The organism is Frankia sp. AvcI1, assembly GCF_001420875.1.
Classification (GTDB): domain Bacteria; phylum Actinomycetota; class Actinomycetes; order Frankiales; family Frankiaceae; genus Frankia; species Frankia alni.
In genome coordinates, this window is sequence record NZ_LJFZ01000004.1 from 152446 (window position 1) to 169586 (window position 17141).

Sequence of the window (17141 nt, forward strand, 5' to 3'; positions counted from 1 at the left end):
NTCGTCCACCAGAACCCCTACTCGTCGCTGGACCCGCGGTTCACCGTCGCGCAGAGCATCGCCGAGCCGCTGGTGTCGTTCCGGGTCGGCGACCGGGCCAGCCGCGCCGCCCGCGTCCGCGAGCTGCTCGACCAGGTGGCCCTGCCGGCCGCGTTCGCCGACCGCAAGCCGGCGGAACTCTCCGGCGGCCAGCGCCAGCGGGTCGCGATCGCCCGGGCGCTCGCCCTCGAACCCGAGCTGGTGTTCCTCGACGAGCCGGTGTCGGCGCTCGACGTGTCCGTGCAGGAGCAGATCCTCACCCTGCTGCTGCGGTTGCAGGCCGACCTCGGCGTCGGCTACCTGTTCATCTCCCACGACCTCGCGGTCGTCGCCCAGCTCGCCCACCACGTCGCGGTGCTGCGGGCCGGGCGGATCGTCGAGAGCGGCCCGGCCGAGAAGATCCTCACAGCCCCGGCCGAGGAGCACACCCGCGAACTGCTCGGCGCGGTCCCCGGCCAGCGGTTCGCCGCCGAGCTCGCCGCCGCCGCCCCGGCCGCGGCGTCCCACCAGACACGACAGAGGGGAACGGGGCGATGAGCCGCCGGTACGTTGTCATCGGAGCCGGCGCGGTCGGCGCGACCATCGCCGCGGAGCTGAACCTCGCCGGCATCGACGTCGTCGTCGTCGCGCGGGGCGCCAACCTCGCCGCGCTGCGTGCCGGCGGGCTGCGCTACATCCGCCCCCCGGCCACCGAAGGCGGCCCGGCCGACGAACGGCGGGTGGACCTGGCGGTCGCCGGCGGGCCGGACGAGGTGGAGCTGCGCTCCGGCGACGTCCTCGTGCTCGCCACCAAGTCGCAGGACTCCGAGGCCCTGCTCGCCGCCTGGGCCTGGCAGCCGGTCGACGGCGGGCGCAGCACGGCCGCCGAGTCGCTGCCCGTCGTGCTGCTGCAGAACGGCATCGAGAACGCCCGCACCGCGCTGCGCCGCTTCGCCGTCGTCATCGACGCGATGGTGCTCAGCCCGTCGTCGCACCTGCGCCCGGGCGAGGTGATCTCCCCGGCGGCGCCGCTGGTCGCCGGGTTCCTGCTGGGCCGCGCGCCCGGCGGCGGCGTCGGCGACCCGGTCGTCGAGGCGATCGCCGCCGACCTGCGCCGCGGGGCGAGCGCCGTGCGGATCGTCGACGACATCGGCCGCTGGAAGGCCGGCAAGCTGCTGGGCAACCTCGCCTACAACCTCGACGCGCTCTACCCGCCGAGCCCCCGGCGCGACGCCGCCTCCGCCGAGCTCGTCGCCGAGGCCCGCCGGGCGTTCGACGCCGCCGGCATCGACATCGCCGACCTGCGCCAGGACGGCGGGTTCGACCACACCCAGCTCGCCATCCACGACATCCCCGGCTTCCCGCGCCAGGGCAGCTCCACCTGGCAGAGCCTGGCCCGCGGCGGCTCGGTCGAGTCGGACTTCCTCAACGGGGAGATCGTCCTGCTGGCCCGGCTGCACGGCCTGACCGCCCCGGTGAACGCGGGCGTGCAGCGGCGCATCGCCGTCGCCGCCCGTCTCGGTACCCCGCCGGGCGGCCTCGGCGACGCCGACCTCGCCGAGTTGCTCGCCTCGGGCCGCGGAACGCGCGGCTCCGCGGCGGCCCGCCAGCCCGGCGGTCGGCAGCCCGGCGGTCGGCAGCCCGGCGGCGAGGTGCTCGTCGATGCCAAGGCGCTGCACGACGAGCTGGGCTCGGCGCTGGCGCCGCTGCTGCTCGACGTCCGCTGGGCGCTCGGCGACCCGCACGGCCACGACCACTACCGCGAGGGTCACCTGCCGGGTGCCGTCTACGTCGACCTCGACACCGAGCTCGCCGCCGCCCCCGGCGGCACCGCCGGACGCCACCCGCTGCCCGCGCTCGCCGACCTGCAGCGGGCCGCCCGCTCCTGGGGGCTGACCGCCGGGCGCCCGGTCGTCGTCTACGACGACAACGGCGGGCTGTCCGCCGCCCGGGCGTGGTGGCTGCTGCGCTGGGCCGGCGTCGCCGACGTGCGCATCCTCGACGGGGCGCTCGGCGCCTGGCGCGACGCCGGCCTGCCGATCGAGACCGGCGAGATCATCCCGTTGCCCGGGGACATCGTGCTCGAAGCCGGGCACCTGCCCGTCCTCGACGCCGACACCGCTGCCGCGGTGGCCCGCGAGGGGATCCTGCTCGACGCCCGCGCGCCCGAGCGCTACCGCGGCGAGGTGGAGCCGGTCGACCCGCGGGCCGGCCACATCCCGGGGGCGGTCAGCGCGTCGACGGGGGACAACCTCGACGCCGCCGGCCGGTTCCTGCCCGCCGCGGAGCTGCGCGCCCGCTTCCTCGCCCTCGGCGCCTCGGCCGGCGGCGGCGGCGACGCCCAGGCGCCGATCGGGGTGTACTGCGGGTCGGGGGTCACGGCCTCGCATGAGATCGCCGCCCTCGCCGTCGCCGGGTTCGACGCGGCACTGTTCCCGGGTTCCTGGTCGGCGTGGTCGTCCGACCCCGCCCGGCCGGTCGCCACCGGTCCGCGGTGACCGCCACCCCGCCCCGCCCGTCCGCGGCCGGGATCGCGCCGCGGGCCCGCGCCGCCGGGCCGGTGGACGCGGACGTGATCCGCGCGGACGCCTTCGCCGTCGCGCTGCCCGTCGGCCGGTGGAGCACGGACCCGGCGGTCGTCGACGCGCACCGCCTCGACCGCTCGGGCTGGATCCCCGACGGCCGCCCGCTCGGGGTGGCGTTCGCCCGCGAGGTCGCCGACGTGCAGGCGGTGCTGCGGGTCGCCGTCGCCCGCGGGGTGCCGGTGACGGTGCGCGGCGCCGGCACGGGCCTCGCCGGGGGCGCCGCGGCCGTGCCGGGTGGCGTCGTGCTGGACCTGGCCGGGATGAACCGCATCCGCGAGCTGTCCGTCGACGACGCCGTCGCCGTCGTCGAACCGGGCGTGGTCACCGCCGATCTCGACGCCGCCGCCCGCGAGGCCGGCCTGTGCTACGCGCCGGACCCGGCGAGCGCGGCGATCTCCACGATCGGCGGGAACATCGCCACCAACGCCGGCGGGCTGCGCTGCGCCAAGTACGGCGTGACCCGCGAGTCGGTGCTGGGCCTCGACGTCGTCCTCGCCGACGGCGAGCTGATCAGCACCGGGCGGCGCACCGTCAAGGGCGTCGCCGGCTACGACCTGACCGGCCTGTTCGTCGGCTCCGAGGGCACCCTCGGCGTCGTCGTCGGCGCGACCGTGCGGCTGCGCCCGCTGCCGCGGGCCACCGTCACCCTCGCCGCGTTCTTCGACACCGTCGCCGCCGCCGTCGACGCGGTCACCGCGCTGGGTGCCGCCGGGATCGTCCCCGCCGTCGCCGAGCTGCTCGACGCCCGCACCGTGCGGGCCGTCGACGCCGCCACCGGCAGCGACCTGGCGACCCACGGGGAGGTGTTCCTGCTCGTCCAGACCGACGGGTCCGGCGCCGCCGAGGAGGCCGACGCCGCCGAGGCGGTCCTCGCTACCCGGGCCAGGCTGGTGCGCCGCTCCGCCGACGCGGCGACCGCCGAGACGCTGCTCGCCGCCCGCCGCGCCGCCCTGCCCGCCCTGGAACGGCTCGGGCGGGTGCTCATCGAGGACATCGCCGTGCCGCGCGGGCGGCTGGCGCAGGCCGCCGCCCGCGTCACCGAGATCGGCGCCGCCACCGGGGTGGAGATCTTCACCCTGGCGCACGCCGCCGACGGCAACCTGCACCCGATCATCGTCGTCGACCCGGCCGAGCCGGAGATCCCGCCCCGGGCGTGGGCGGCCGCCGAGCAGATCTTCGCCCTCGCGCTGGAGCTCGGCGGCACGGTCACCGGCGAACACGGCGTCGGGGTGCTCAAACGGCGCTGGCTGGCCAGCGAACTCGGCAGCCGCAGCCACGACCTGCAACGCCAGGTGCGCCGGGTCTTCGACCCCACCGGCATCCTCAACCCCGGCCGCGCCCTGTAGGCCGCGTATCCGACTGTGTGCCGACGGCTCGTCTGCGCCGCNTGATCCGGACCTGTCGAAACGTGGACGCGGGGACACAGCGTGATGATGGACGTCAGGGTCGTCGCGGACGGCGGGCTCGCTCGTCCGGCGGCGCGGCGCGGTTCCGCGGAACACCAAGATCATTAGCGTTGGGTTCGAGTTGAAGTATTTTCGTATCCCCCCGATCACGCACAGTGTGGAGACTGGCTGGCGATAGTCCCACCAGCCCCCGCTGCGAAGCCGCTCGAAGCAAGGGCAGGGCCTGATTGCGGTGCGTGCTGCACGGTCTGGCCCCGCGAACCGCGCGCACAAGGCACCGCAATGCGCGTACCGGCGCGCCCCGGCGCCAAGGCCGCCCGCACCGGGGAATCGGGCGCGCCGCGCGCCACAGTTCGCGACGATNGTGGGGCGCGGTGGTGCTGGAGCTGCGACGGCGAGCGAGGAGTGGATCATCGACGGCGTCTTCCGGTCGCTGNGGGTGTACAACTTCCGGCTCTTCGCCGCCGGGCAGGTGCTGTCCGTCACCGGCACCTGGATGATGTTCACCGCTCAGGACTGGCTGGTGCTGTCGTTGAGCGACCATCCGGGGACGGCGCTCGGCCTCGTGACGGCGCTGCAGTTCACCCCGATGCTGCTGCTCACCCTTTACGGCGGCCGGCTCGCCGACCGGCACGACAAACGCCTGCTGCTCACCGGCGCGAACCTGGTCGCCGGCCTGCTCGCCCTGGCGCTGTCGCTGCTCGTGTTCACCGGCTCGGCGCGGCTGTGGCACATCTGCGCGTTCGCGCTGGCGATCGGCCTGGTCAACGCCATCGAGACGCCGACCCGGATGGCGTTCGTCAGCGAACTGGTCGGCCCCGAGCTGTTGCCCAACGCCTCCGCTCTCAGCGCCGGCTACTTCAACATCGCCCGGGTCGTCGGCCCGGCCGCCGCGGGCCCGCTCATCGCCGGTTTCGGCTCCGGCCCGGCGATGGCGATCAACGCCGGAAGCTACCTGGCGACCGTCGCCGGCCTGCGCCTGATGCGCCCGGCGGAGATCCACCGCCACGCTCGCCCCGCGGTCNCCCCCCGCATCGTCGACGGGCTGCGCTACGTGCTCGNCCGCGCCGACCTGGTCGTCGTGCTGGGCCTGGTGGCCACCGTCGGGTTGGTCGGGATGAACTTCCAGCTCACCGTGCCGCTGCTGGCGCGCACCGTCTTCCACGCCGACGCCGCCGCCTTCGGCCTGCTCACCACCGGGCTGGCCGCCGGTTCGCTGCTCGCCGCGCTGCTCACAACCGGCCGCCGCAGCCGTCCGTCGGCCATGATGGTGATCGTCTCGGCGTTCGCGTTCGGCCTGCTGGAGGCGGCGACGGGCGCCTCGCCGACCTACCCGGCGACGATCGGCCTGCTGGCGTTGACCGGCTTCGCGAGCCTCTACTTCGCCCAGGCGGCCAACCACCGCATCCAGCTCGGCAGCGACCCGAGCTACCGGGGCCGGGTGATGGCCCTCTACAGCCTCATCCTGCAGGGGACGACGCCGCTGGGCAGCCTGGGAGTCGGCTGGCTCGCCGAGCACCACAGCGCCCGCGCCGGCTTCTACGTCGGCGGCCTCGCCTCCGCCGCTGCCGCGGTCGCCGCCTGGGCGGCCAACCGCGGATGGGCCTCCGCGTCCGCCGCGTCGCCCCTGGCTGCGTCGCCTCCCGCTGTGCCGCCTTCCGCAGCGTCGCCGCGGGAGGCGGCCGAGCAGCCTCCGGTCCAACCGGCCGTCGGCGGTTCCTGACCGCGCCGGTCAGTCGCCTGGCCGGGACCTGGGGGCGACGGCGCTGATCTCAGCCGATCGGCGAGCCTCGGTGCCGCCGTCGCCCGCCACCGCCAGGAGCGTTCGATCGAGGACGTGCGGGAAGAATGTCGCAGGCGAGGGAAAGACCCCGCGCGACGATCTCGTCGCCGGCGCCGTCGCGGCGTTCACAGTGGCGCCGAATCGCCGATGTCGACAATCCCACGGACAGTGTGCTCAAACACTCAGCCCGCCCCGCCGGCGGGCGCACGCAGTATACGGTGAAAACATGGCAGCTCCCTTGGTCGGGGTGAAACAATCGCGTCGCAGATCTGTCATGCGGCACCGGGGAATGGCATGCGGTGATGACCGTGTCGGCTGAGGTCGACCGGTGGCTGCGGCGGTTTCATCCGGGTCCGCCCGACGCCCCGCGGCTGGTGTGTTTCCCGCACGCGGGCGGGGCGGCAAGCACCTATCTGGCGATCTCGAAGGCGTTGTCGTCGGTCGCCGAGGTCCAGGCGGTGCAGTATCCGGGACGGCAGGACCGGCGGACGGAGCCGGCGCACACGGCCATCGCGCCGCTCGCCGACCGGATCGCCGAGGTCCTCACCCCGCTCACCGACCGGCCCCTGGCCTTCTTCGGGCACAGCATGGGGGCGATCGTCGGCTTCGAGGTCATCCGCCGGCTGGCGGCGGCGGGCGGGCCGGCACCGTTCGTGCTGTTCGCCTCCGGGCGCCGCGCCCCGTCGACCACACGGTTCGAGGACGTCCACCGCCGCGACGACGCGGGTTTTCTCCGGGAGATGCGTGAGCTCGGCGGGACCGATCCGCGGGTTCTCGCCGATCCGGAACTCGTCGAGATGGTGCTGCCGCCGACCCGGGCCGACTATCAGGCGATCGAGACGTATTCCGCGCCGGACGACGCGGTGATCAGCACGGCCGTCGTCGCGATGGTGGGGGATTCCGATCCGAGGGTGACGCAGNCCGAGGCCGAGCTCTGGCGCCGGCACACCACCGGGCCGTTCGAGGTGAAGGTGTTCCCCGGGGGCCACTTCTACCTGTCCGACCAGCAGGGCGCCGTGGTGGAGGCGGTGACGGCGGGCCTCGCCGCCGCGCGCGGCGCCCAGCCGACGCCCTGAGGCCACCCGAGCCGCTCACCCCGGGGGCGCTCACCACCAGGGCGGCGACACCTGGCCGTCGGGCTCCAGGCCGTAGCGCAGCAGCGGGCCCGCGTCGGCGCCCAGCGCGTCGGTGAGCAGGCGCAGGGCGCCGGTGTCCCCGGCGTCGACGGCCCGCAGGTAGGCCCGCCGCATCCCGGGTGGGTCGCCGGCCTGCCTGCGCACGCGGGCCAGGTCGTGCAGCGCGGTGGGGTCGCCCGCGTCGGCGACCTGCTCGTAGGCCCACGCGGTCCGGTCGAGGTCGCGGACCTGCTCCCGCGCACGGCCCAGCCGGCGCAGCAGGTCGGTGTCGCCGGTGGACGCGAGCTGCCGGTAGGCCCAGGCGGCACCGTCCGGGTCCCCGGCCCGCTCCCGTGCCCAGGCGACGTCGCGCAGCAGGGCGGCGTCGCCGGCGTCCGCCAGCCGCCGGTACACCCGGGCCGCCGCCTGCGGGTCGCCGGCCCGTTCGTACATCCGAGCGACCCCGCCCCACGCACCGGTGTCGCCGGCGTCGGCGGCCCGCCGGTAGACCCGGACCGCGCCGGCGTGGTCCCCCGCCCGTTCCCGGGTCAGGGCCAGCTCCCGCAGCGCGGTGGTGTCGCCAGCGTCGGCGGCGTGGCGCGCGAGCCGCTCGGCCTGCCTGCGGTCCCCGGCCCGCTCGCGGGCCCGGGCCAGCTCGCGGAGCATGCCGTGGTCCCCGGCGTCGGCGAGCCGGCGAGCGAGACGGGCTGCGCCGTCATGATCACCCTCCTGTTCGCGTGCGCGGGACTCGCGCCACAGCGCCGCGTCGGCGGCGTCGGTGGTGGCGGCCTCGGTGGTGTCGGTGGTGTCGGTGGTGGTGGCGGCGGTCGTGGCCTGCCGGTGGGCCAGGGCGGCTTCCGCCGCGTCGCCGGCGCGGTGGCGTGCCTGGCCCAGCTCCGCCAGCATCGTGCGGTGACCAGCGTCGACGGCAAGGCGGTAGAGCCTCAGGGATGCCTGCACGTCGTCGGCCCGTTCGAGCCGGCGGGCCACATCCCGCAGTACGAAGACCGCGCCCGCCGCGAGAGCCTGACGGGCGATGCGTTCGGCGCCCTGGTGGTCGCCGGCCCGGATTCGGCCCCGGGCCAGGTCACGCCACAGCCGGAGGCTGCGGGCCTCGCCGGCGAACCGCTCCGCGTCCTGCCTGTCGCCGGCCTGTTCCCGCAGCCGTGCCAGCGCCGCCCACACGCCCCGGTGGCCGGCGTCGCCGGCCTGGCGGGCGAGCTGTTCGGCACCGTGGTGGTCGCCGGTCCGCTCCCGTAGCAGTGCCAGCCACCCCACCTGGTCGGTGTCGCCGGCGTCGATGGCCTGCTGGTAGGCGCGGGCGGCCCCGGCATCGTCCCCGGCGGCCGCCAACGCGCGGGCGAGCCCCGCCAGCGCCGAGCGGTCGCCGACGTCGACGGCGCGCTGGTAGGCCCGGGCGGCGCCGTGGTGGTCCCCGATCCGCTCCCGCAAACCACCCAGCTCCCGCAGAGCGGCCGTGCCGCCCGGTGCGCCGGCGTCGGCGACCCGCTGGTAGAGCGCGACGGCGATCCGGATCCGCCCCCGGTCCCGGGCGGCGCCGGCGAGCCCGAGCAGGTCGTCGAGGGAACGGGCATGGCGGGCCGCGGCGTCCCAGAAGGGCTGCGCCGGGACGACACAGCGGCGGCTTCGGCCGGCGTGCTCGACCAGGATGGCCGCCGGGTGGTAGCCGATCACCGGGAGCCCGGCGCCCGCCCGCTCCTCGACCAGCGCGCTCGATCCGCCCGGGATGCGCGTGCGGGCCCCGTGGCACAGCTCGTGCAGCACGGGGAGGAGCCACCGTGGGTCCTCGCCGGGCAGCCGGCCGGGCGGCATCCCGGCGGTGGCGTCGGCGAGCGTTTCGATGGTGGCGTCGGCGAGCAGGGCGGCGGGGATGGCGCTGGCGTGGCCGAGCCGGCGGGCATCCAGCGCCACCGTGACCACGGCCCGTTCCAGCGGGGTGAACATCCCGTCGCCGGGATCGTCGAAGGCGGCGAGCAGCGCCTCGTCGCCCGCAGGCCGCCGCCCGCTCCTTCCACGCTCGCGACCGCGTCTGGCCATGCCCGATCATTACGCGGGCACGGACGCGGTGGGGCGCCTTTCCCGGTGCGGGCGTCCTCAGAGCGGGATGTTGCCGTGCGCGCCGCGCCGCGCCGGCGCGGCCGCGAGCGCCCGGGCGATGCGGGGGCGGGTGTCGACCGGGTCGATGACGTCGTCGATGACACCCAGCGCCACCCCCCGCTCGACGCCGCCGGCGGTGCGGGTGTGCTCCTCGACGAGGCCGGCGAGCACGCCGGGCCGCTCGTCGTCGGAGGCGGCGGCCAGCGCGCGCCGGTGCAGGATGCCGACGGCGGCCTCGGCGCCCATCACGGCGACCTCGGCCTCGGGCCAGGCGAGCACGGCCGTGGCCCCGAGCGAGCGGGAGTTCATCGCGATGTAGGCGCCGCCGAACGACTTGCGGGTGATGAGCGTGACCCGGGGCACGGTCGCCTCGGCGAAGGCGTAGAGCAGCTTCGCGCCGCGGCGGACCACCCCGTCCCATTCCTGGCCGACGCCGGGCAGGTAGCCGGGGACGTCGACGAGAACGACGAGCGGGACGCCGAAGGAGTCGCACATCCGCACGAAACGGGCGGCCTTCTCGGCGCTCAGGGAGTCCAGGCAGCCGCCCTTGCGCAGCGGGTTGTTCGCGATCACGCCGACGCTGTGGCCGTAGAGCCGGCCGAGGCCGACGACGACGTTCGGTGCCCAGCGCGGCTGGAGCTCCTCGAAGCCCCCCGGGCCGTCGTCGCCGTCGAGCAGCCGGTACACCAGCGGGTGCACGTCGTAGGCCCGCCGCGCCCGCTGCGGCAGCAGCGACCGCGGGTCGCGCGGGTCCGGCGCGACCAGCTCCGGCCCGGCGTCGGCGGCCGTCTGCGCGGCGGTGACGGCGCCGGCGGCCGCCTTGTCGGCGGTGATGGCGTCGGCGGCCGCCTCCTCGGCGGTGATGGTGTCCAGGTCGACGTGCCCCGGCGCGGCGAGCAGCGTGGTGATCCGCCGGGCCCGCTCGTAGGCGTCGCTTTCGGAGCGGGCGACGACGTGGACGACGCCGGAGCGCCGGCCGTGGGCGTCGGCACCGCCGAGACCGGCCATGTCGATCTGCTCCCCGGTGACGCTGCGCACCACGTCCGGGCCGGTGACGAAGACCCGCCCGTCGGGCGCCATGATGACGACGTCGGTCAGCGCCGGCCCGTAGGCGGCGCCGCCGGCCGCGGGCCCCAGCACCACGGAGATCTGCGGCACCCGCCCGGAGGCGTGGATCATGGCGGCGAAGATCTGGCCGATGCCGTCGAGCGCCTCGACGCCCTCGGCCAGGCTCGCCCCGCCGGAGTGCCACAGCCCGACGACCGGCACGCCGTGGCGGACGGCCTCCTCGATGGCGGCGACGATCTGGCCGGCGCCGATCGCGCCGAGCGCTCCGCCCATGCGGGTCCCGTCCGTGCAGAAGGCCACCGCGGCCACGCCGTCGATGCGGCCCCGCCCGGCCAGCACGCGGCCGCCAGTGGGCCCGGCGGTGGCGACGAACGAGCCCGCGTCGAACAGCTGGGACAGCCGGCGACCGGGGTCGCGCACATCCTGGCCGGGGATGACGACCGCGGTCTGGCCGATCCTGGTCGGCTGGGTCATGGCTTCCTCTCCCGCGCGACAGGTGGGCGGCGATCGGNATCGCCGATGNGATCCCCGGGCGCCACCCGTGCCGCGCCACGGGTCGGTCGGTCACCGGNGGGCCGTCCGCCCCCGGCGTTTCTGCCAGTGTCGACCAGCCGCCTTGCATCCCCCTAAAGAACCAATAGAGCTCGCTTCCGCCCGCCGGGGAACGGAATAGGCCGCACATTCCTTGCTGGTCGTCGACGCGGTCACGTCGACGCCTGTCTGCCGGTGTCGTTTCGCGGGGGTCGATCCGCCGGGGTCGTTTCGCCGAGGTCGGTGCGCNGGTGTCGTTTCGTCGACGTCGTTTCGTCGACGTGGAACGCCGACCCTCGAAGTTCCGGTCACCGTCCGGCACCCCCGTGCCATCTCGGCCGCACAGCACCGGGCACTCGTTGACGGTGATCGTCGTGATGCGCTCATATTGTCCCCGCGGTAGCGGCAATACGGACAAACAGGGCGAGGCGTCGCGGGCTGCGGCCCGGGCGTCGAGGAGTGAGCTGTGAGGCTGATGACCGGGTGGTGCCTGCGATACCGGTGGATCGTGGTGGGCACATGGCTGGTCGTTCTGGTCGCCGGCAACGTCCTGGCGGCCCACGAGGGCACCCGCTACCGCCAGGTGTTCGGNGTTGCCGGCACCGACTCCCAGCTCGCGACCGACGCCCTGACGAACGTCGTGCCCGGCGGCCTGCCCGACGCCGAGATGATCGTCGTGCGGGNCCGCGAGGGCGACATCAACACCCCGGCCGTCCGCCAGCGGATCGCGGCGATGACCACGCGGGTCGCCCGGCTGCCCGGCGTGGCCACCGCGATCGATCCGTACGGCCCGGCCGGTGCCCTGCTGCTCGGCGTCGAACCGGTGGCGCGCGACGGGCGTGCGGCGATCGTCGGCGTCGTGATGAAGGGCGCCGCGACCACCCCGGACCTCGGCGCGGTGCGGCGCCTGATCACGACCGCCCGCGCCTACGACGGGCCGGACCTGCAGGTGGAGATGGCGGGCCCCGGCACGACGATGATCGTCCAGGGGGACATCTCCGTCACCCCGATCGCCCTGGCCGTCGCGGCGGCCGCGATCATCCTCTGCCTGGTGGTGCGCGCGCCGGGCGGGGTCGCCGTCTGTGCCCTGGTCGCCGCCGCGACCGCGGCGGGGGTGCAGGCGGGCGTGACCCTGCTCTCCCACCGGGTCGACGTCAGCCCGCTGGCACCGCCGTTCGCCGTGATGATCGCCGTCGGGGTGAGCCTCGGCGCGGCGGTCGTGGTCGTCCACCGCTGCCAGGCCGAGATGCGCGCCGGGCGCCAGCCCCTCGACGCGGTCGCCGCGAGCCTGGTCCAGTCCGGGCGCCCACTCACCCGCGGCGGCCTCGGCCTCGCCGTCGTCATGCTCGGCACCAGCGCGCTGCGCGGGAGCGTCCTCGCCGGCCTCGCCCCCGCCGCGTTCGTCGCGGCTGCGGTCGCCAGCCTCGCCATCGCCACCCTGCTGCCCGCCTCACTCGCCGTCGCGGGCCGGGCCCTGTTGGTGTGGACGGAACGCACCCACCTGCGCGCCACCGGCCGTGGCCTGCCGGTCCGGCCGGGTCTGCGCTCGGCGTGGGCGGGCCTCGTCGGCCGTTTCCCGGGGGTGCTCGCCGCCGCGGCGGTCCTGCTGCTGGCCGCGCTGGCGCTGCCGATCACGGGGCTGCGCCTCGGGGGCGGTGACGGGGGCGTCGACCCGACGTCGGAGACCACCCGGCGGGCCTACGACATCATCAGCGCCGACTACGTCGCGGGCCTGAACGGTCCCGTGCTCGTCGCCATCTCGAACCTGCCTGCCGCGGGCCTGCCCGCCGCTGCCCACCCGCCCGCCGCGAGCCTGCCTGCCGCCAACCCGACCGTCCTGGCGACCCTGGTCGACCGCCTCGGCACCACCCCGGGGGTGGTCCGGGCCTTCCCGGTGCTGCAGAACCCCGCCACCCGCACGGCGCTCATCGAGGTGCTGACCCAGGCGCAGCCCCGGTCGGCGCAGGCCAGCGACCTCGTGCGCCGGCTGCGCACCCGCACGGTGCCCGCCGCCGTCGCCGGCACGGCCGTGCGGGTGCACATCGGCGGCCAGACCGCCCTGTTCGACGACATGGCGACGCGCTTCACCCGGGTCCTGCCGGCGTTCGCGGCCCTCGAACTCGTCGTCCTCGGGGTGTGTGTGCTCGCCAACGTGCGCTGCGTCGGCCCCACCGTGGCGATCGTCGCGGCCAGCGCACTGACGACGGCGGCGGCGCTCGGCGCGATCACCTTCGTCTTCTGCGACGGTCACCTCGCCGGGCTGCTCGGGGTGCGCGCCGGGCCGATCGAACCGTTCGTCCTGGGCCTCATCCTGATCCTGTCCTTCGCCCTGGCCATCGGCATGCACCTGACCCTGCTGCGCCGGCTGTGGGACCCCCAGGGGCGGCCGCCGGACGGCGAGGACCCGGCGACGGCGATCCGGTCCGGCCACGCGGACGTCGGCCCGGTGGTCGTCGCGGCCAGCCTGATCGTGATCGCCGTGTTCGCCGGGCTGGCCTGCCAGCAGGTGCGCACGATGAAGCTGCTCGGCCTCGGACTGGCCGTCGGCGTCGCGCTCGACGCGCTGGTGCTGCGCGTCCTGCTGCTGCCGGCGCTGGTGCACCTCACCCGGGACGCCGCCGGCCGCCGGCCGGCGACCCAGGCCGCCTCCGCCGAGAACACCGAGAACACCGAGAACACGGTGCCGACCCGGCTCACCACCCGGAGTCGGGCGCCGCGTGCCGCCGCCGTCGGCGCGATGGCCGGTCGCGAGGTCGAGGCGGCGGTGCNCCTGCCCGGTGGCCGGGGCGTCGCCGGGCAGGCGGCCGGGCCCACCGTCACCGCGCCGTGGAACTGGTTCGAACCACCCCGGCGGGGCAGTCCCCACCCGGACTGACTGCCCGTTCGACTGACGGCCGTTCGGGTGGACGGGCCCGCCGGCCGGTGTCGACTGTCGGGCGCTGCGTCCGTCGGGGCCTGCGGGCGGCGTGATCGTCAGGCCAGCAGCGCGCGCCTGGCCCTGAAGTGGCCGGCAATCCGGCTGGTGGGCCGGCAGTGGTGGTCACGCGGCGCGGGCCGGGCTGACGGGTACCCGAGGTCATGAGTCTGGCGACGGCGGCCGGGCGGGGATGCCCGCGGCCTCAACGCCCGAAGAACCCGGCACTCGAAAGCCGGAGAGAATCCAGGAGAGCCTTGGGTGGAACAAGGTCCACCTCGGAGATCGGCCGCCCGGGAACCATCTGCCCTGTCCTGCGGACGGCAGTGATGGCGGTTCTGAAAATGCGGAGCTCTCGGTGGATGTTCCGCGCCGATCTGACGCCGTCGGCTGATGGCGGCAGGCCGATCCGACGGTCAGGGCCGATGATCGGGTCGGCCCCCGACAGCTCGGCGGATCACGGCCCGGCCAGACGGTGGTGGAGCCGGCCAGACGGGCGGCCCGGCCGGGGGGAGGGCCGGGCCGCCCGCGGGTCGCTACTTCACGTAGGAGGCGATGAAGGGGGTGTCGGCCTTGATCTTGCCGACGCGGGCGGCGCCGCCGGGCTCGCCGAGCGGCTCGTCGCGGCCCGGGAGGATGTCGGTGAAGAACGCCGCCTCGCTGTCGATGAACTCCTTGTCCTTCGCCTTCACCCGGTCGTCGCTGAGGGCGGCGCCGACGGGGCAGGAGACTGCGCAGGCGCCGCACTCGGTGCACTCGTCGGGGTTGATGTACATCTTGCGGTCGCCCTCGTAGATGCAGTCGGCCGGGCAGCCCTCCAGGCAGGAGCCGTCCTTGACATCAATGCACGCCGCGGTGATGACGTATGGCATGGGAGCCCTCATTTCCGGATCGACGTTGCGGACCGCTGCTCGGCGGTCGNCAATCGCGTGGCTGGCCTACGACTTTCGTTCCGGCTGGTAGGCCGGGGCGGGTGCCGTGCGGCGAACCCGAAAGGAATCGTAGCGGCCAGGGCGAGGTCGAAACGGCGCGCGCTGTGAATCTCATGTAAACAAATAGCGCGCGGGAAAGGTGACGTCGATATTCCTCGGGGCCAGCAAAACAATGATGTCAAGGATAATGTCGACGATGAAGTTTTCCTGGCTCTTTTCCTGCCGCGTCGGGTCGAGGCGCAGGTCAGCGCGGCCGGCCGCGCCGGTCCGGAACGGTGTCCGGCGCCGGCGCGGCCGGCCGGTCCGAGGCTGTTCCCCGGTCCGGCGCTATTCCTGGGTCAGAGTGGCGATGTCGATGACGAACCGGTAGCGCACGTCGCTGCGCAGCACCCGCTCGTAGGCCTCGTCGACCTCGTCGGCGCCGATGAGCTCGATCTCCGAGGCGATCCCGTGCTCGGCGCAGAAGTCGAGCATCTCCTGGGTCTCGCGGATGCCCCCGACGCTGGAACCGGCGAGGCTGCGCCGCCCGCCCAGCAGCGAGAACACGCTGAACGAGCTCGCCTCGGGNGGCGCGCCCAGGTTGACCATCGTGCCGTTGATGCGCAGCAGGCCGAGGTAGGCGTCCAGCGGCAGGTTCGCCGACACGGTATTGATGATCAGGTCGAACGAGCGGCGCAGCGTCTTGAACGTCGCCTTGTCGCCGGTGGCGTAGTAGTGGTCGGCGCCGAGGCGCAGGCCGTCGGACTCCTTGCTCAGCGTCTGGCTGAGCACGGTCACCTCGGCGCCGAGCGCGTGAGCGATCTTGACGGCCATGTGGCCGAGCCCGCCCATGCCGACGACGGCGACCTTCGTGCCGGGACCGGCCTGCCAGTGCCGCAGCGGCGAGTAGACGGTGATCCCNGCGCACAGCAGCGGGGCCGCCGCGTCGAAGGGCAGCGCCTCGGGGATGCGCACGACGAAGTGCTCGGTGACGACGACGCTCTGGCTGTAGCCGCCGTAGGTGATCTCGCCGTCGTAGCCCTTGCCGTTGTACGTCGGCACCGCGCCCTTGAGGCAGTACTGCTCCTCGTCGGCCTCGCACGCCTCGCACTCGCCGCACGAGTCGACGAAGCAGCCCACGCCGACCCGGTCGCCGACGGCGTACTTCGTCACCGCCGGGCCGACCGCGGCGACCACACCGGCGATCTCGTGGCCGGGGACGAGCGGGTAGGTGCCCCGGNCCCACTCCTCCTTGGCCTGGTGGATGTCGCTGTGACAGATGCCGGCGAACTTGATGTCGATGAGGACATCACGCTCGCGCAGCTCGCGGCGCTCGACCGTCGAGCGCTCGAACTTGGCGCCCGCGGCGGGGACGACCAGCGCTGCGGTGGTGGCCATGGAACTCCCTCGCGCCCTCGCCGCCGCCGGGCGGGTGCGCCGCGCAAGAACGGCGAGGGCCATAGTGATCATGGTGTGACGCGGACGAAAACCTGCGAACGCCCCCGGGACCGGCACCCCGGTCCCACAATGTAAGAGCGCACTCACTTCGATTGTATGGTGCACAGACGTCCAGGCGTCGGGACCGGAGGGGGCAATGGCGGAGCCGGGCCGGACCTCGTACCACCACGGCGATCTGGCGGCAGCACTGGTGGACGGCGCCCTCGACCTGATCGCCGAGGGCGGCCTGGCGGCGTTCTCGGTCGCCGCGGTCGCCCGCCGCGTCGGGGTGAGCTCGGCGGCACCGTACCGGCACTTCCCCGACCGCGACAGCCTGCTCGCGGCGGCCGCCGCGGCGGCGGCGGGCCAGCTCACCGGGCAGGTGCGCGCGGCCGCGGACTCCGCCGGCGCCGATCCGGTGCAACGACTGGCCGCCACCGCCGGCGCCTACACCAGGTTCGTCATCGAACGCCGCGCCGGAATGGACGTCCTGTTCGCCCCGGGGCTCGCGGGCAGCCGCCACCCGCAGCTCGGCGCGCAGACCCGCGCCCTGCTCGACACGCTGCTCCCGCTGGTGCTGGCCCTGCCCGGGGTGCCGAGCTACCGCGACGCGCTGATCCTCGTCGAGCAGCACCTCGCCCAGGCCCACGGGCACGCCGTGTTCCACCTCGACGGCGTCTTCGCCCAGCACCGCCGCAGTGTCGACCAGGCCGCCGCCGCGTCCGTCGCCACGACCCTGATGCTGATCGCCGGCCACGCCACCGGCCGCCGCTGAGCGGGTGGGGGTACCCGATGTCGGGTCGCCGGCCGCCCGTTCGTGGGACGCGCGGGCCATTGCCGGCCCGGGCCCGGCGGTTCGGCTACGGCTGATGGTGTGGCCGTGATTCCCGTCAAGATTTCCACCGATCGGCCGGGACCTGAGGTAATAGGCGCGGAAATGCGCCGCGTTGGCCGTCGGGATCGGCGCGGACAATGACAACCGGTCTACCGCCGGCGAGATGAGAACGGCCGGTGGTGCACACGGTGGTCCGTCCGCGCCGCCCCGGTACCGCGGGCGCCACCCCGGGGCCGCCGGGGGTCACCCGGGTCGCCGTGTCAGTCCTCGCCGTCGGCCCGCACCGGCGGCGTGGCTGGCCGTTTCGGGCCAGGTAGGGGCCCCCGCGGGGGAGTTGCGTCGGTGACATCGGGCCGTCGTCGGNGGCCAGCCCGGGCGAGGGAACGGCGCCGTCGACGCTGTCGAGTAGCCGATAGGGAC

General features: G+C 75.1%; 8 protein-coding genes and 9 pseudogenes. 10 read left to right on the forward strand and 7 right to left on the reverse strand.

Annotated features, from left to right (window positions below; all coding sequences use genetic code 11):
• Position 1: 1 nt before the first annotated feature.
• The 7 genes and pseudogenes from UK94_RS41480 to UK94_RS41500 form a co-directional block, all read left to right on the forward strand.
• Positions 2-576, forward strand: a pseudogene (locus UK94_RS41480) (ATP-binding cassette domain-containing protein); the annotation flags it as partial.
• Complete coding sequence (locus UK94_RS06025) at positions 573-2516, forward strand: rhodanese-like domain-containing protein (protein WP_055749037.1); 1944 nt, start codon at positions 573-575, stop codon at positions 2514-2516. The pseudogene UK94_RS41480 and the gene UK94_RS06025, both read left to right, overlap by 4 nt.
• Positions 2513-3949 (forward strand): FAD-linked oxidase C-terminal domain-containing protein, encoded by a 1437-nt coding sequence (locus tag UK94_RS06030; protein WP_157734137.1) that lies wholly within the window; start codon positions 2513-2515, stop codon positions 3947-3949. The genes UK94_RS06025 and UK94_RS06030 overlap by 4 nt, the downstream gene beginning before the upstream one ends.
• Before the next feature lie 499 nt (positions 3950-4448).
• A partial coding sequence (locus UK94_RS41485; RefSeq protein WP_268761218.1) for an MFS transporter occupies positions 4449-5033 on the forward strand: 585 nt, incomplete at its 3' end.
• A gap of 38 nt (positions 5034-5071) precedes the next feature.
• A pseudogene (locus UK94_RS41495) lies at positions 5072-5732 on the forward strand (MFS transporter); the annotation flags it as partial.
• Positions 5733-6094: 362 nt separating this feature from the next.
• Positions 6095-6712 (forward strand): alpha/beta fold hydrolase (locus tag UK94_RS06040; RefSeq protein WP_235486675.1); only part of this gene is annotated, 618 nt, incomplete at its 3' end.
• A 1-nt stretch (position 6713) separates the two neighbouring features.
• Positions 6714-6868, forward strand: a pseudogene (locus UK94_RS41500) (thioesterase); the annotation flags it as partial.
• Positions 6869-6898: 30 nt separating this feature from the next.
• Here the strand turns inward: UK94_RS41500 and UK94_RS06045 are convergent.
• Both UK94_RS06045 and UK94_RS06050 read right to left on the reverse strand, forming a co-directional pair.
• On the reverse strand, positions 6899-8965 hold the full coding sequence (locus UK94_RS06045) for a tetratricopeptide repeat protein (RefSeq protein WP_055749040.1): 2067 nt from the start codon (positions 8963-8965) through the stop codon (positions 6899-6901).
• 57 nt (positions 8966-9022) lie between these two features.
• Positions 9023-10567 carry a carboxyl transferase domain-containing protein gene (locus tag UK94_RS06050; protein WP_055749041.1) on the reverse strand — a complete coding sequence of 515 codons (1545 nt, stop codon included), beginning with the start codon at positions 10565-10567 and terminating at the stop codon, positions 9023-9025.
• A 649-nt stretch (positions 10568-11216) separates the two neighbouring features.
• On the opposite strand from UK94_RS06050, the pseudogene UK94_RS72935 reads away from it, so the two are divergent.
• Together UK94_RS72935 and UK94_RS06055 are read left to right on the forward strand one after the other, a co-directional pair.
• Positions 11217-11307, forward strand: a pseudogene (locus tag UK94_RS72935) (hypothetical protein); the annotation flags it as partial.
• Position 11308: 1 nt separating this feature from the next.
• Positions 11309-13392 (forward strand): annotated as a pseudogene (locus UK94_RS06055) (MMPL family transporter); the annotation flags it as partial.
• A 682-nt stretch (positions 13393-14074) separates the two neighbouring features.
• Here UK94_RS06055 and UK94_RS06060 read toward each other — a convergent pair.
• The 5 genes and pseudogenes from UK94_RS06060 to UK94_RS41525 form a co-directional block, all read right to left on the reverse strand.
• Positions 14075-14410, reverse strand: a complete 336-nt coding sequence (locus UK94_RS06060) for a 4Fe-4S binding protein (RefSeq protein WP_041939400.1) — start codon at positions 14408-14410, stop codon at positions 14075-14077.
• A 387-nt stretch (positions 14411-14797) separates the two neighbouring features.
• A pseudogene (locus UK94_RS41510) lies at positions 14798-15037 on the reverse strand (alcohol dehydrogenase); the annotation flags it as partial.
• 1 nt (position 15038) lies between these two features.
• Positions 15039-15301: pseudogene (locus UK94_RS41515) on the reverse strand (zinc-binding dehydrogenase); the annotation flags it as partial.
• Between the two features lie 70 nt (positions 15302-15371).
• Positions 15372-15689: pseudogene (locus UK94_RS41520) on the reverse strand (alcohol dehydrogenase catalytic domain-containing protein); the annotation flags it as partial.
• Position 15690: 1 nt separating this feature from the next.
• Positions 15691-15919 (reverse strand): annotated as a pseudogene (locus UK94_RS41525) (alcohol dehydrogenase catalytic domain-containing protein); the annotation flags it as partial.
• Positions 15920-16043: 124 nt separating this feature from the next.
• Here UK94_RS41525 and UK94_RS06070 point away from each other — a divergent pair.
• Complete coding sequence (locus tag UK94_RS06070; protein WP_011604988.1) at positions 16044-16661, forward strand: TetR/AcrR family transcriptional regulator; 618 nt, start codon at positions 16044-16046, stop codon at positions 16659-16661.
• Positions 16662-17141 lie beyond the last annotated feature (480 nt).

Bases quoted from the DNA above. Each gene is read 5' to 3' on its own strand.
- UK94_RS06050 (WP_055749041.1), bottom strand. From the start codon at position 10,567: ATGACCCAGCCGACCAGGATCGGCCAGACCGCGGTCGTCATCCCCGGC.
- UK94_RS06060 (WP_041939400.1), bottom strand. From the start codon at position 14,410: ATGCCATACGTCATCACCGCGGCGTGCATTGATGTCAAGGACGGCTCC.
- UK94_RS06070 (WP_011604988.1), top strand. From the start codon at position 16,044: ATGGCGGAGCCGGGCCGGACCTCGTACCACCACGGCGATCTGGCGGCA.
- UK94_RS06045 (WP_055749040.1), bottom strand. From the start codon at position 8,965: ATGGCCAGACGCGGTCGCGAGCGTGGAAGGAGCGGGCGGCGGCCTGCG.
- UK94_RS06025 (WP_055749037.1), top strand. From the start codon at position 573: ATGAGCCGCCGGTACGTTGTCATCGGAGCCGGCGCGGTCGGCGCGACC.